13 protein-coding genes are annotated in these 14156 nt (G+C 70.6%); 6 read left to right on the forward strand and 7 right to left on the reverse strand.

Going from position 1 to position 14156, the window contains the following annotated elements; translation table 11 throughout:
* Positions 1-63 precede the first annotated feature (63 nt).
* The gene (locus LV79_RS01160; protein ID WP_253831320.1) at positions 64-1038 is read right to left on the reverse strand and encodes an NAD(P)/FAD-dependent oxidoreductase; all 975 of its coding nucleotides are present in this window, start codon (positions 1036-1038) and stop codon (positions 64-66) included.
* A gap of 113 nt (positions 1039-1151) precedes the next feature.
* Here LV79_RS01160 and LV79_RS01165 point away from each other — a divergent pair, with 113 nt between their 5' ends.
* On the forward strand, positions 1152-2543 hold the full coding sequence (locus tag LV79_RS01165; RefSeq protein ID WP_253831321.1) for a class II fumarate hydratase: 1392 nt from the start codon (positions 1152-1154) through the stop codon (positions 2541-2543).
* Here LV79_RS01165 and LV79_RS01170 read toward each other — a convergent pair.
* Positions 2449-3387 carry a DMT family transporter gene (locus tag LV79_RS01170; protein WP_253831322.1) on the reverse strand — a complete coding sequence of 313 codons (939 nt, stop codon included), beginning with the start codon at positions 3385-3387 and terminating at the stop codon, positions 2449-2451. The genes LV79_RS01165 and LV79_RS01170 overlap by 95 nt on opposite strands.
* A 99-nt stretch (positions 3388-3486) precedes the next feature.
* On the opposite strand from LV79_RS01170, the gene pdxR reads away from it, so the two are divergent.
* A complete protein-coding gene (gene pdxR, locus LV79_RS01175; protein WP_253831323.1) occupies positions 3487-4869 on the forward strand; it encodes a MocR-like pyridoxine biosynthesis transcription factor PdxR in 1383 nt (460 codons plus the stop codon).
* Here pdxR and LV79_RS01180 read toward each other — a convergent pair.
* Positions 4856-5041 (reverse strand): hypothetical protein, encoded by a 186-nt coding sequence (locus LV79_RS01180; RefSeq protein WP_253831324.1) that lies wholly within the window; start codon positions 5039-5041, stop codon positions 4856-4858. The two genes, pdxR and LV79_RS01180, sit on opposite strands and share 14 nt — an antisense overlap.
* A gap of 119 nt (positions 5042-5160) precedes the next feature.
* On the opposite strand from LV79_RS01180, the gene LV79_RS01185 reads away from it, so the two are divergent.
* The gene (locus LV79_RS01185; protein WP_253831325.1) at positions 5161-6678 is read left to right on the forward strand and encodes an ATP-dependent DNA ligase; all 1518 of its coding nucleotides are present in this window, start codon (positions 5161-5163) and stop codon (positions 6676-6678) included.
* 392 nt (positions 6679-7070) lie between these two features.
* Here the strand turns inward: LV79_RS01185 and LV79_RS01190 are convergent, their stop codons facing one another.
* Entirely contained in the window at positions 7071-7610 is a 540-nt protein-coding gene (locus LV79_RS01190; RefSeq protein ID WP_253831326.1) for a GNAT family N-acetyltransferase, read from the reverse strand.
* Positions 7611-7686: 76 nt separating this feature from the next.
* Between LV79_RS01190 and abmR the strand changes: the two genes are divergently transcribed.
* Positions 7687-8190, forward strand: coding sequence for an ATP-binding transcription factor AbmR (abmR, locus tag LV79_RS01195; protein ID WP_253831327.1), 504 nt, complete (start codon positions 7687-7689; stop codon positions 8188-8190).
* On the opposite strand, the gene LV79_RS01200 is transcribed toward abmR, so the two are convergent.
* Entirely contained in the window at positions 8187-8483 is a 297-nt protein-coding gene (locus tag LV79_RS01200; RefSeq protein WP_253831328.1) for a hypothetical protein, read from the reverse strand. The two genes, abmR and LV79_RS01200, sit on opposite strands and share 4 nt — an antisense overlap.
* Before the next feature lie 542 nt (positions 8484-9025).
* On the opposite strand from LV79_RS01200, the gene LV79_RS01205 reads away from it, so the two are divergent.
* Both LV79_RS01205 and LV79_RS01210 read left to right on the forward strand, forming a co-directional pair.
* Positions 9026-10357, forward strand: a complete 1332-nt coding sequence (locus LV79_RS01205; protein ID WP_253831329.1) for a 3' terminal RNA ribose 2'-O-methyltransferase Hen1 — start codon at positions 9026-9028, stop codon at positions 10355-10357.
* Positions 10358-12868 carry a polynucleotide kinase-phosphatase gene (locus LV79_RS01210; RefSeq protein ID WP_253831330.1) on the forward strand — a complete coding sequence of 837 codons (2511 nt, stop codon included), beginning with the start codon at positions 10358-10360 and terminating at the stop codon, positions 12866-12868.
* 12 nt (positions 12869-12880) lie between these two features.
* Here LV79_RS01210 and LV79_RS01215 read toward each other — a convergent pair whose 3' ends face one another.
* Both LV79_RS01215 and mca read right to left on the reverse strand, forming a co-directional pair.
* A complete protein-coding gene (locus LV79_RS01215) occupies positions 12881-13153 on the reverse strand; it encodes a hypothetical protein (protein WP_301320510.1) in 273 nt (90 codons plus the stop codon).
* A 5-nt stretch (positions 13154-13158) separates the two neighbouring features.
* A complete protein-coding gene (gene mca, locus LV79_RS01220; protein ID WP_253831331.1) occupies positions 13159-14040 on the reverse strand; it encodes a mycothiol conjugate amidase Mca in 882 nt (293 codons plus the stop codon).
* Positions 14041-14156: the final 116 nt, after the last annotated feature.

The following is a 14156-nucleotide window of genomic DNA, read 5'->3' on the forward strand; positions in this document are numbered from 1 at the left end:
ATCTTTGCGAGAAGGGCGGCGGAGAGAGATCTCCGCCGCCCTTTCCGCTGTTCGGGGCCAGTGCTATTCGGCGTTGCTGGAATGCCCGGGGAACAGGTGCGCGTCGGGGTCGAGCGCGACGGCGATGTTGTTCACGGCGGTCGCGGCCTCTCCGAAACCGGTCGCGATCAGCTTTACCTTGCCGGGGTAGGCGGCGACGTCACCTGCGGCGTAGATCTTGTCGCGGGCGGTACGCATAGTGGTGTCGACCATGATCGAGCGGTGGTCGACCTCTAGGCCCCATGAGTCGATCGGCCCGAGGTCCGCGGTGAAGCCAAGAGCGGCAACGACGGCTTGCGCCGGTAGCACTACCGACTCCCCGCCGACCGATAGCTCAACCTCGTGCAGGCCATCGTCATCGCCGCGGAGGTCGGTGACCTGGGCGTCGGTGATGATGCGGACGCCGAGGGCCTCGACCTGCCGGACGGTGGCGGGCATGGCGCGGAACTTGGCCCGCCGGTGCACCAGGGTCACGGAGGTGGCGATGGGGTGCAGGGCCAGCGCCCAGTCGAACGCGGAGTCGCCGCCGCCGACGATCACCACGTCCTGGCCGCGGTGCACCTCCAGGCTGGGCACGAAGTGCACCATGCCCCGGCCGAGCCAGCCGTTGCCCGCGGGCAGCGGGCGCGGGGTGAACTCGCCGATGCCCGCGGTGATCAGCACGGCGCCCGCGTCGACGACGGCGCCGCCGTCGAGCTCGACGTGGAACCGGTCGTCCACTTCGGACAGGGTGAGCGCGCGGCGGCCGAGCAGGTAGGTGGGCTTCCACTGGTCGGCTTGCTCGACCAGCGCGGTCACCAGGTCCCGGCCGCGCACCGACGGGAACCCGGCGACGTCGAAGATCTGCTTCTCCGGGTACATCGCGGTGATCTGCCCGCCAGCCTCGGGCAGCGAGTCGACGACGGCGGTGCGCAGGTCCCGGAAACCGGCGTAGTAGGCGGCGAACAGACCGGTGGGTCCGGCGCCGATGATGAGGAGGTCGACTTCGGTGGTGGTCATCGTCGTACCTGCCCTTCCACGGGGTGTGGGCGTCGGCCCCACCCTATTGCCGCAGGCCCGGTTGTGGGGAAGCTGACCGTGCCCCCGGCGGCGGACCGGACGAGACTTGCCGCATGGCTGAGTTCCGCATCGAGCACGACACCATGGGTGAGGTCAGGGTTCCGGCCGAGGCGCTGTGGCGGGCGCAGACGCAACGGGCCGTGGAGAACTTCCCGATCTCCGGGCGCGGCCTGGAGCGGGCGCAGATCCGGGCGCTCGGCCTGCTCAAGGCCGCCACCGCGCGGGTCAACGGCCGGTTGGGGGTGCTCCCGGCCGAGGTCGCCGACGCGATCGTGGCCGCCGCAACCGAGGTCGCCGACGGCGCGCACGACGCGCACTTCCCGATCGACGTGTTCCAGACCGGGTCGGGCACCTCGTCGAACATGAACGCCAACGAGGTCATCGCGACCCTGGCGAGCCGGGCGCTCGGCCGCGACGTGCACCCCAACGACCACGTCAACGCCTCGCAGTCGTCCAACGACACCTTCCCGACCACGCTGCACCTGGCCGCGACCGAGGCCGTGGTCACCGACGTCATCCCGGCGCTCGAGCAGCTCGCGGCGGCCATCGCCGAGCGCGCGGCGCAGTGGGGCGGGGTGGTCAAGTCCGGCCGCACGCACCTGATGGACGCGGTGCCGATCACCCTGGGCCAGGAGGCCGGGGCGTGGGCGGCGCAGGTCCGCTACGGGGTCGAGCGGCTCCAGTCGGTGCTGCCCCGGTTGGGTGAGCTGCCGATCGGTGGGACCGCGGTGGGCAGCGGGCTCAACGCACCGCCCGGGTTCGGCGCGGCGGTGTCGGCGGAGCTGGCCGCGGTGACCGGGCTGCCGGTGACCGAGGCCCGCGACCACTTCGAGGCACAGGCGACACAGGACTCCGTGGTGGAGGCCTCCGGGCAGCTGCGGACGGTCGCGGTGTCGCTGTTCAAGATCGCCAATGACCTGCGCTGGCTGGGGTCCGGGCCGCGCACCGGGCTGGCCGAGCTGGCGCTGCCGGACCTGCAGCCGGGCTCGTCGATCATGCCGGGCAAGGTGAACCCGGTCATCCCCGAGGCGACGATGATGGTGGTCGCCCAGGTCATCGGCAACGACGCGGCGGTGGCGTTCGCGGGCAGCCAGGGCAACTTCCAGCTCAACGTGATGCTGCCGGTGATCGCCCGCAACGTGCTGGAGTCGGCGCGGCTGCTGGCGGCGGTGGCCAGGCTGCTGGCCGAGAAGGTCATCGCCGGGGTCGAGCCGGACGTGGCGCGGCTGCGCGAGTACGCCGAGAGCTCGCCGTCGATCGTGACGCCGTTGAACTCCGCGATCGGCTACGAGGAGGCGGCGGCGATCGCCAAGCAGTCGCTCAAGGAGCGCAAGACCATCCGCGAGGTGGTCATCGAACGGGGTCACGTGGCGTCGGGGAAGCTGACGGAGCAGCGGCTGGACGAGGCCCTCGACGTGCTGCGGATGGCCAAGGGGAACGGCTGAGCAGGCCGATCACGCACCCGGCGCCGACCACAGCGACACCGGCGACCCCGGTCAGCGTCAACCCCTGGGAGCCGACCGCGACGGACACGACCAGTCCCGCCGCGGGCATCACGCCGATGAGCACCCCAGCGCGGTCGGCTCCTAGGACCCCAACGGCCTGGTACCAGATCACGAACGCAACGACGGTCAGCACCGCGACGACAGATAGCGCTGTCCACTCGCGAGCGGTTGGAGCGCGCCACGGCTCTAGGACTACCGCCAGGCAGGCACCGGCAACTGTCGCGATGACGTGACACCACAACGCGACGGACAGTCCGCCGATTCTCCTGACCACACCTACCGCGAAGAGGGTGAACCCGGCTTCGCACAGCATGGTCAGCACCGCTAGCAGCAGACCTGGGCCCTCCCAGCTTCCGCCGCCGGACAGGACGACCACACCTGCGACGACTACAGACGCGCCTAGGAGAGTTCGTACGGCTGGCCTGCGCTTGGCCATAAGGGGGGCGATCGCGGCTAAGACGAGCGGGCTGCCGCCGAGGACAGCGGCGACCAGGCCCGGATCGGCGTGGCGCTGGGCGGTGATCATGAAGGCGTTGAAGCCGAGCATCCCGACGGCGACGATCGCGAGGAGCGCGGGGGCGTCGCGGAGCTTGGGAGCGGTGATCGGGATCCGCCGGGCGGTCGCCCACGCCACGAGCAGGACGGCGCCGACGCCGTAGCGCATGGACTGGCCGGTGAGCAGCGGGTAGTCGACGAGCATGCCGGACAGCGGGACGGAGCCGCCGATCATGGCCGAGGTGAGCAGGCCTGCGCCGATGGCGAGGCGGTGGCGGGAGGTGGGCACCCGCCCAGCGTGACCGGGAAGTGGACCTGACAACAGCTCCACTTCAGTGGGTGCACACTGGTCCACTTGGTCGAACCAGGGGGCCCGTAGGCTGGGGACATGTCCTCCTTCCGCGAGCTGCTCGTGCCCGGCATGGCCGAGGTTGGGCGCGGTCAGCGTGGTCGCGCGCTAGAGGCAGCGGTACGGGCAGCGATCCGGGACGGGCGGCTGCCGCAAGGGACTCGGTTGCCGTCCACTCGCGACCTGGCTGTGCAGCTCGGGTTGTCGCGGGGCACGGTTAGTGCTGTCTACGCGCAGCTCGTCGCCGAGGGATACCTGCGCGCGAAGCACGGCTCAGGCACGACTGTCGCCACTACGCCCGTGAGTTCGGAGGTTGCGTCACCTCCGCCGGTGAAGACCGCTCCCCGGTGGCGCTATGACCTACGGCCAGGTGTTCCGGCTCTATCAGCGTTTCCCCGGGCAGAGTGGCAGGCCGCTACGCGAGCAGGACTGGCGACGCTGACCGACGACGACTTGGGCTATCCAGACCCGGCAGGTCTACCGGCATTGCGCACCGAGCTAGCCGCGTACCTGGGGCGCGCGCGGGCAGTGGAAGCGGCTGATGTCGTCGTCACCCACGGCGTCGCGGAGAGCCAGTCGCTGATGGCGCAGATCCTGCGGGCCGACGGGCACCGGACCATCGCGGTCGAGGACCCGACCCACCCGGGGTCCGCGGAGGCGCTGGCCGCGCACGGGTTGCGGCCGGTACCGGTGCCGGTCGACGAAGACGGCATGCGGGTGGACCTGTTGCCGCGCACGGGGTGTCGAGCCGTGCTGGTCACCTCGGCCCACCAGTTCCCGTTGGGCGTCGTCCTGAGCCCTCAGCGGCGCAGGGCCTTGGTGAGCTGGGCACGCGAACGCGACGGGTACGTTCTAGAGGACGACTACGACGCCGAGCACCGGTACGACCGGCCAGCGGTAGGGACAACGCAGGTTCTTGACCGTGATCGGGTGGTCTACCTCGGGAGCGTTAGCAAGGTCTTGGCGCCCGCGATCCGGCTGGGGTGGATGGTGGTGCCCGCCGCGCTACGAGACCGGGTGGTCGACCACAAGAGGCTGTCCGACCTCGGCTGCTCCCCCATGCCCCAAGCCGCGCTGGCTCACTTGCTGCGCACCGGCGGGTACGACCGGCACCTTCGACGCAGCCGTCAGCTCTACCGGCGCCGTAGGGACGCTCTACTCGCTGCCGTCGCTGGCGAGCTCCCCGACTGGCAGCCGCACGGGGTCGCCGCAGGCCTGCATCTGGTGTTACGGCTACCGGAAGGCACTGACGACCGGGCGTTGCAGATAGAGCTCGCACAACGCGGGATCAACGCACCGGCGTTGTCCGGGTACGCGCTGTCGACCAGTCCGTTCCCGGGGTTGGTGCTGGGGTACGCGGCGCTGTCGGTGGACCGGCTGCGCGCCGCCGTCGCGGAGATCGCCTCGGTCAGCGCGCTCTGACCATCCACTGTGGAGGGCGCATCGGGTGCGCCTCGGTGGCCTGGTGCACCGGGGGCGCCATCGGGATCGCGATCCGGCTGCTGGGTTCCGCGCTGGGGGGTGTGCGGTCGGCACACCCGGCCACCACCGCGGCGGTCATCGTGAGGACTGCGGCGAGGACTAGACGCTTCAAGGAGGGCTCCACTGGTACGAGGGGCTCATCCAGGTAGACGCGCGGACCGGACCGGGGTTGAGTCCGATTCCGATCTTCTTTCGGCTGCGGTTGTCAGTCCCTGCGGGCACCATGGCCCCATGCTCACCCTGACCGATGTGGTCGCCGCCTCCGCCGAGGTCGGCGGCACCCGGTCGCGCCTGGCCAAAGTCGACACCCTCGGCGCGGTGCTGCGCCGCGCCGAGCAGGCCGAGATCGCCCCGCTGGTCGGGTTCCTCACCGGCTCACCGGTCCAGGGCCGCATCGGCACCGGCTGGCGCACGCTGGTCGCGGTCGACCTCCCACCCGCGACCGCGCCGACGCTGACCGTCTCCCAGGTCGACGCTGCCCTGACCGGGTTGTCCCAGACTGCGGGAAAGGGCTCGGTCGCCACGCGCAGGCAGCTGCTCGACGACCTGTTCGGCGCCGCGACCGAACCGGAGCGCCGGTTCCTCGTCGCCCTGCTGACCGGCGAACTCCGCCAGGGCGCGCTGGAAGGGGTCATGCTCGACGCGGTCGCCAAGGCCGCCGGGACGCCGATCGCCGCCGTCCGCCGCGCGTTCATGCTTTCGGGACGCCTGCCCGCCACGGCGGTGGTCGCTCTCACCGGCGGTGACCTTGCCGCGATCGGCCTTGAGCTGCACCGCCCGGTCCGCCCGATGCTGGCCGCCCCCGGGGACTCCCTCGCCGACGCGCTGGCCCAGCTGACACCGTGCGCCGTCGAGTACAAACTGGACGGCGCCCGGATCCAGGTGCACAAAACCCCCGACCGGGTGACGGTCTACACCCGGTCGTTGCGCGAGATCACCGACAGCGTCCCCGAGCTGGTCGCCCTCGTGCGCGCCCTGCCCTGCGCCACGGCGGTCCTCGACGGCGAGACCCTCGCGATCACCGACGACGGCAGGCCCCGCCGGTTCCAGGACACGATGAGCCGCTTCGGCAGCACGGCCGAGGAACAGGTCAAGGCGCTGATGCTGCACCCGTTCTTCTTCGACTGCCTGCACCTCGACGGCGAGGACCTCATCGACCGGCCCCTGCGCGACCGGATCGAGGCGCTGCGCCGGGCCGTCGGTCCGCACGTGATCCCGGGCTTGGTCGACCCGTCGGCCGAGGAGGCGGAGGAGTTGGCGGCGCGTGCGCTGGCGGAGGGCCACGAGGGGGTGATGGTGAAGGACCTGTCGTCGCCCTACGCGGCCGGGCGGCGGGGGAAGGCGTGGCAGAAGGTCAAGCCCGTCCACACCGTCGACCTGATCGTCATCGGCGCCGAATGGGGCCACGGCCGCCGCACCGGCTTCCTCTCCAACCTCCACCTGGCCGCCCGAGACCCCGACGGCGGCCCCCCGATCATGGTCGGCAAGACCTTCAAGGGCCTCACGGATGAACTGCTGCGCTGGCAAACCGACCACTTCCCGCAGTACCAGGTCGCGGCCGATTCCTGGTCGATCCAACTCCGCCCAGCACTCGTCGTCGAAATAGCCCTCGACGGCGTCCAATCCAGCACCCGCTACCCCGGCGGCCTAGCCCTCCGCTTCGCCCGGGTGATCCGCTACCGCCCCGACAAGTCCCCCACCGACGCCGACACCCTCACCACCCTGCAACGGATGCTCGGCTCCCCCTGACCCTGGGCCTCAACTCCGCCACGGCCACTCGCCTTGAGCGGTCTCGTCCGCGGCTCTGCTTTGCCGCCGCCCTGCTTTGCCGCCGCCCAGCCATGTGCCGCGCCCTCACCCTGCCGCTGGCGAACATTCGTTCCCAGCCAGAACCCCCGCGCGGACCAAACCAGCGCCCCACCCAGCCCCTCAGCGCGACTCGAACCAGCCCCGAGCCGCCGTTCCGGAGGCTGCCCCCGCGAACCCCAGCCCCCACCCTGTCCCGGGGGGCGTCCCCAGGCCCAGTCTACAAGGACCCCCTCCCCCGAAGGGGTGACGGCGAAAACCTGTGGATAACTCGACCCCTTGTGGACAACGCGACCTGGGCAGAGTCGGGGGCAGGAAGAGCGAGCAAGCGGGATTCACCCGGTGGAGGCGGCGAACTCGGTGGCCAGGAGGCTCATGACGTACATGTCGTGTAGTCGGCCGTCGCGGCGGTGGACCTCGCGGAGGCGGCCCTCTTCGACGAAGCCGAGCTTGCGGTAGAGGTGGATGGCGGCCTCGTTGTCGACGACCACGGAGAGCTGGATGGCGTGCAGCCGCATGTCCTCGAAGCCCCAGTGGCACATGAGCCGCAGCGCCTCGGTGGCGTAGCCCTTGTTCCAGGTGTCGGGGTCGCCGAGGTAGATGTCGAGTTCGGCGCGGCCGCTCTCGGGGTGCGCGTCGCGCAGGGCGATGTAGCCGACCAGCCGGGACTCGGCGGTGGTCTCGATCGCGAACCGGCAGCGCTCGTAGCTGTTCGGTGCGAAGTCCGCGAAGCGCTTGCGCAGCTGGGCGCGAGACTCGGGGTACGAGGTCCCCATCCAGCGCATGGCGTGCTCGTCGTGGTGCCAGCGCCAGAACGCGTCGGCGTCTTCCGGCTCGATCGCCCGCAACCGCACCCGCTCACCGATGAGGGTCATACCCGTCACCCTAGAACCGCGCCACCACCGGATTTACAGGTGTAACGTTGTAATCAGGTAATCGAGAGGAATGGTCATGTCCGACGACGTCACCGCCTGGTTCTCCGGGCGGCTGCCCGACACCTGGTTCACCGAGAAGCCCGTCATCACCGTCGACCGGGAGGAGATCCTGCTGGTCGGAACCCTGCCCGCGCTGGCGGAGGAGTTCCCCGACGAGGCCGCGACCGCCGCGGCGGAGTCCGGCCGCATCGCGCGGTGGCGGGAGGAGACCAGGGAACACCGCATCGAGATCGCCCGGCAGGCCGAACACCGCTACGGCCGCAAGGTCGCCTGGGGCGCGCGGCTCGGCGGCACCGAGGAACTGTTCACCACGCTCTCGGTCCCCGTCATGACCCGCCTGCGCCAGCCGGAACGCCGCACCCTCGACACCCTCGTCGACGCCGGTGTCGCCCGCTCCCGCTCCGACGCCCTCGCCTGGGCCGTCCGCCTCGTCGGCAAGCACGCCGAGGAGTGGCTAGCGGACCTGCGCACCGCGATGACCACGGTGGAGGACCTGCGCACCAAGGGCCCGAACCTCTAGTCGGCCCACCGGAACCAGGCCTCAGCCCCATCGATGTGCAAGAGGAAGTGGCTCACCGGCCCGTCCGGCGACACCAACGCCAACGGCCCGGTGACCTTCTCGTACACCGACTCCCACTCCTCGTGCCCGTCATCGGCACTGAGCAACTCAAGCTCCCGGTCGAACAACGGCTTGAACTCGCCAAACCCCGCCTGAGCCTCGAAATCCCCGTAGAGCCACGGGAAGTCCCGATCGGTGATCGTGATCTCCCCGATCAACCCGTCCCCGCGCACCAACCGCCACACCTCAGGCACGTACCCTCCGCTCCCGTCCACACCAGACACACCCCCCCCACACCGCCTACCAGCCCGGCACCGGCGACCCGCCGCCGCCCCCGCCCGCCAAGCCCCCTGCGATGTCAACCTCGCGACCTCGGCTCGCCAGGCCCACCCCTGCGGGTGCCGACCTCGCGACCTCCACACCAGCGCCCGTCACACCTTCGGGCGAAGCCCCTTGACGTTCCCGGGGGCCACCCCCAAGCCTGGCCCGGCCCCCACCCTCTCCGGGGGGCGTCCCTGGGCCAGTCTACCGGGACCCCCCGACAGTGGATCTTGGAAGCACCCCCGCAGAGATCCACATGTGGATAACTTCTGTCACCCAGAAGAGGGGAATCGAGGGGGTGGCGATGGGAGAAACCGCTGGTCGGAGGGCATGTAGGTCGCACAGAGAGCGCCGGAGAGGGCAGGTTGCCGGGCGGGTGATCATCATGGCGGGGAATCGGCGTCAAAGTGTCCATAGTGGACTCAAAGTGCAAACCGGGTGTCAGGGGGTGGGGTGGTTTGCCAGACTCGGGGGTGTGCTGCTGACCGTCTCGACTTCGACATGTCCGGCTACTGATTTGGGCTATTTGCTGTTCAAGCATCCTGACCGGGCGCAGGTGTTCTCGGTGGCGTCTGGGGTTGCGCATGTGTTCTACCCGCGAGCGGACGAGGCGGTGTGTACGGCGGCGTTGTTGCTAGAGGTGGATCCGATCACGCTGGCTAAGAGCCGGCCGGGTAGCACCTATGTCGACGATCGTCCCTATGCGTCTGGGTCGTTGATGGCAGTTGCGATCGGGACGGTGTTTCGGACCGCGATGAACGGGCGTTGCGATGCGCGGCCGGAGTTGGCGCAAACGGCGATCCCGTTGAGCATCCACCTGCCCTCGGTGGCCATCCAGGGTGCCGATGACCTCGCCGAGCGGTTGTTCGGGCCGTTGGGGTGGCACGTTGAGTGCGCTCCCGTGGCGTTGGACCCGGAGTTCCCCGCGTGGGGCAATTCGCGGTTCGTCAGCCTGCGGTTGACCGGCGAGCACCGGTTGGCCGACGCGTTGCGGCACCTCTACGTGATGTTGCCGGTGCTCGACGACACGAAGCATTACTGGGTCGGCGAGGAGGAAGTTGCGAAGTTGGTCCGCGCGGGTGGCGAGTGGTTGACCACCCACCCCGAGCGGGAGTTCGTGAGCCGCCGGTACCTCGCCCACCAGCGCGGGTACGTGCGCAGCGCGCTGTCCGCCCTCGACGGGACCATCCCCGACGAGGAGCCCCGGACGAACCGGCCGCTGGCGGTGGTTCGGGCCGAGGCCGTGGTCGCCGCGTTGCGCGAGGTCGGGGCCCGCCGGGTGCTCGACCTGGGGTGCGGCGGCGGCGCGTTGCTGGAGCGACTGGTCGCGGACACCTCGTTCACCGAGATCGTCGGCACCGACGTCTCGGCGGGAGCGTTGGACGCGGCCGAGCGCAGGCTCGCCAAGCTGCCGGACCGAGCCAGGTCGCGCGTCGCGTTGCGGCACTCGTCGTTGACCTACACCGATCCCGAGTTGGCCGGGTTCGACGCGGCCGTCCTGATGGAGGTCGTCGAGCACGTCGACCCGCCGCGACTGCCCGCGGTGGAACGGGTCGTGTTCGGTGTCGCCAAACCCACGCATGTCGTCGTGACCACGCCGAACGTCGAGTACAACCCTTTGCTGGGCGAGCAGAAGTCCCGGCACCCGGACCACCGTTTCGAATGGACCCGGGCGGAGTTCCAGGACTGGGCCAACGCCGTGGCCGAGCGCAACGACTACACCGTCCGATTTGGACCCGTCGGACCCGTCGACCCCGACCTGGGACCAGCGACCCAGCTGGCCGTGTTCAGCAAGAAGGAGGCGTAGATGGACCTCACCATCCCCGACATGGCCTTGGTGGTGCTGATCGGCGCCTCCGGCTCGGGCAAGTCGACCTTCGCGCGCAAGCACTTCGCGGGCACCCAGGTGCTCTCCAGCGACTTCTTCCGCGGCCTGGTCAGCGACGACGAGAACAACCAGGCCGCCTCGGCTGAGGCGTTCGACGCGTTGCACTACATCGCAGGCAAACGGCTGCGGGCAGGCCTGGTCACCGTGGTCGACGCGACCAACACCCAGCGCGGCCCACGGGCGGAGCTGGTGCGACTGGCCAAGGCGCACGACGTGCTGCCGGTCGCGATCGTGTTGGACCTGCCGGAGCAGGTTTGCTTGCGGCGCAACGAGGCCAGGCCGGACCGCGACTTCGGGGCGCACGTGGTCAAGCGGCACGTGGACGAGCTGCGCCGTTCGGTGCGGTCGCTCAACAAGGAGGGCTTCCGCCGGGTGCACGTGCTGCGCGGCGAGTCCGAAGTGGACGAGGCGCGCATCGTCGTCGAGCCGCTGCGCAACGACCTGCGTGGCGAGACCGGTCCGTTCGACGTGATCGGTGACGTGCATGGCTGCCGCGCGGAGCTGGAGGAGTTGCTCGGCGAACTGGGTTACGCCATCGACCGCGACGAGCAGGGACGAGCGGTCGGCGCGGCGCACCCGGCTGGGCGGCGCGCGGTCTTCGTCGGCGACCTGGTCGACCGCGGACCGGACACCCCCGGGGTGCTGCGGCTGGCGATGGGCATGGTCGAGTCCGGTTCGGCGATGGCCGTGTCCGGCAACCACGAGAACAAGCTGCTGCGGGCGTTGCGCGGCAAGCAGGTCACGATGCGGCACGGGCTGGCCGAGTCGCTGGAGCAGTTGGCGGCCGAGCCACCGGAGTTCGTCGAGCGCGCGACAGCGTTCTGCGACAGCCTGATCGGGCACTACGTGCTCGACGGTGGCGCGCTGGTCGTCGCCCACGCCGGTCTGCCGGAGCAGTTCCACGGTCGGGCGTCGGGTCGCGTTCGGTCGTTCGCGCTCTACGGCGAGACGACCGGCGAGACCGACGAGTACGGCCTCCCGGTCCGCTACCCGTGGGCGCAGGACTACCGGGGCCGCGCGATTGTCCTGTATGGACACACACCCGTCCCCGAGGCGGAGTGGATCAACTCGACCATGTGCCTGGACACCGGCTGCGTCTTCGGCGGCAAGCTCACCGCGTTGCGCTACCCCGAGCGCGAGCTGGTTTCCGTTGCCGCGCACAAGGTCTGGTACGAACCGGTGCGCCCGCTGGTGGCACCGCTGCCGGACCGGGAGCCGACCGCGTTGGCGCTGGACGACGTCATGGGCCGCCGGGTCATCGAGACATGGGCGCAGGGCATGGTGACGGTGCGCGGCGAGCAGTCGGCCGCGGCGCTGGAGGTGATGAGCCGGTTCGCCGTCGACCCGCGCTGGCTGGTGTACCTGCCGCCGACGATGGCGCCCGCCGAGACGCACCGCGACGGCGATCTCCTGGAGCACCCCAGGGAGGCGTTCGCCGGGTTCGGGTCGTTGCCGGTGCTGTGCGAGGAGAAGCACATGGGCTCGCGGGCCGTCGTACTGGTGACCCGCTCGGCATCCGTCGGCCCGCGCCGGTTCGCGATCGAGGGCGACGGCGCCGTGTACACCCGCACGGGCCGCCCGTTCTTCGACGAGGAGTCGACGACGACCCTGCTGCACCGGGTCCGCGCGGCGGTCGAGGGCCTGTGGGACGAGCTGGACACCGACTGGCTCTTGCTCGACGCGGAGTTGTTGCCGTGGAACGCCAAGGCGATGAAGCTGATCACCGGTCAGTTCGCCGCCGTCGGCGCGTCGGCGCACGCCGCGCTACCGAGTGCCTTGTCCGCACTGGGTTCCGCACTCGACCGGGGTGTGCCGGTGGGCGACCTGTTGTCCCGCACCGAATCGCGGCTGGCCAACGCCTCGGCCTTCCGCGACGCCTACCGCCGCTACTGCTGGCCGACGGAGGGCCTGGACGGCGTGCGACTGGCGCCGTTCCAGCTGCTGGCAACCGAAGGAGCGACCTACCACGACAAGCCGCACGCGTGGCACCTCGCGATCGCCGATCGCCTGCACCAGGCCGACCCCGGCCTGTTCACCCGCACCAAGCGCCTCGCGGTCGACCCGACCGACGCGGACTCGGTCGCGGCCGGTGTGGCGTGGTGGGAGTCGATGACCGCGGAGGGCGGCGAGGGCATGGTGGTCAAACCGGCCGCCAACTTCGTCCGGACCGGCCGCAAGCTGACGCTACCCGGCCTCAAGGTGCGCGGCCGGGACTACCTGCGGGTGGTCTACGGCCCCGACTACACCGACCACCTCGACCGGCTGCGCGACCGCAAGATCGGTCCGAAGCGCTCCCTAGCCCTGCGCGAGTACGCGTTGGGCCTGGAAGCGCTGGACCGGCTGTCCAGGGCGGAGCCGCTCTGGCGGGTGCACGAGGCGGTGTTCGGCGTCCTGGCGCTGGAGTCCGAGCCCGTCGACCCCAGGCTCTGAACCGAGGACGACCTAGCCCGCCGCGGGCTTCGCCGGGGGTTCCGCACCCTCAGCGCCCTCGGCGGGCTTGTCGGCGGGCTCGTCGAACGACTCCGGCAACCGCTTGAGGTGCTTGGTCATCGAGCGGACCAGGAACGCGACCGCGACGAAGAACAGCACCAGGATCAGGAAGCCCAGCGGTGAGGACTTGCCGAAGTCCTCACCCTGGCCGCCGGGGTCGGCAGGCTTGGGCGGCTCGGTCTGCACCTGGGCGAGGGTGACCGGGAAGTCCGGCCCGAGCGTCAACGCGGTCACAGCGCGGCCTTCTCCCGCAGCCCGGAGAACAGGTCGTCCTCCGGCAGCGTGCTGTCGACCAGGGACCGGACCAGCTCGTACTCCTCGTACGGCCACACCGTGCGCTGCAGGTCGAGCGGCACGGCGAACCAGCGGCTGTTCGGGTCGATCTGGGTGGCGTGCGCGAGCAGGGCGGCGTCGCGGACCTCGAAGTACTCCGCGCACTCGACCCGGCTGGTGACCCGGTGGGCGAGGTCGCCGCGCTCGGCTGGCCAGTTCTCCAGCCACTCCGCGTACGGCGACTCCAGGCCGCGCTCGAGCAGCGCCTCGTGGATGGCGACCAGCCGGGCGCGGCTGAACCCGTGCGAGTAGTAGAGCTTCAGCGGCTGCCACGGCTCACCCGCCTCCGGGTGCAGGTCCGGCTCACCGGCGGCGTCGAACGCGGCGATGGAGACCTCGTGGCAGCGGATGTGGTCGGGGTGCGGGTAGCCGCCGTTCTCGTCGTAGGTGATGACGACGTGCGGGCGGAACTCGCGGATCGCCTTGACCAGCGGCGGCACCGACTCCTCCAGCGGCACCAGGGCGAAGCAGCCCTCGGGCAGCGGCGGCAGCGGGTCGCCCTCGGGCAGACCGGAGTCGACGAAGCCGAGCCAGCGGTGCTCGACGCCGAGGATCTCGGCGGCCTTGGCCATCTCGGCGCGGCGGACACCGGCGATGTCGGCGGTGACCTCGGGCCGGTCCATGGCCGGGTTGAGGATGTCCCCGCGCTCCCCGCCGGTGCAGGTGACCACCATGACCTCGTGCCCCTCGGCGACGTACTTGGCCATGGTGGCCGCGCCCTTGCTCGACTCGTCGTCGGGGTGGGCGTGCACGGCCATCAAACGCAGCTTCTCGGACATGGTCCTCCTCGGCCCCTCCTGGAACGTGGTCCCGCTCACGGCGGATACTCGACCCGAACAGCGCAACGCGCCGGGCCGGGACCATTGTTCCCGCCTGCTGGACCACCCGGGTGAGG

The organism is Actinokineospora globicatena, assembly GCF_024171945.1.
GTDB classification, from domain to species: Bacteria; Actinomycetota; Actinomycetes; order Mycobacteriales; family Pseudonocardiaceae; genus Actinokineospora; species Actinokineospora globicatena.

Bases quoted from the DNA above. Each gene is read 5' to 3' on its own strand.
- LV79_RS01160 (WP_253831320.1), bottom strand. From the start codon at position 1,038: ATGACCACCACCGAAGTCGACCTCCTCATCATCGGCGCCGGACCCACC.
- LV79_RS01165 (WP_253831321.1), top strand. From the start codon at position 1,152: ATGGCTGAGTTCCGCATCGAGCACGACACCATGGGTGAGGTCAGGGTT.
- pdxR (WP_253831323.1), top strand. From the start codon at position 3,487: ATGTCCTCCTTCCGCGAGCTGCTCGTGCCCGGCATGGCCGAGGTTGGG.
- LV79_RS01185 (WP_253831325.1), top strand. From the start codon at position 5,161: ATGCTCACCCTGACCGATGTGGTCGCCGCCTCCGCCGAGGTCGGCGGC.
- LV79_RS01190 (WP_253831326.1), bottom strand. From the start codon at position 7,610: ATGACCCTCATCGGTGAGCGGGTGCGGTTGCGGGCGATCGAGCCGGAA.
- abmR (WP_253831327.1), top strand. From the start codon at position 7,687: ATGTCCGACGACGTCACCGCCTGGTTCTCCGGGCGGCTGCCCGACACC.
- LV79_RS01210 (WP_253831330.1), top strand. From the start codon at position 10,358: ATGGACCTCACCATCCCCGACATGGCCTTGGTGGTGCTGATCGGCGCC.
- mca (WP_253831331.1), bottom strand. From the start codon at position 14,040: ATGTCCGAGAAGCTGCGTTTGATGGCCGTGCACGCCCACCCCGACGAC.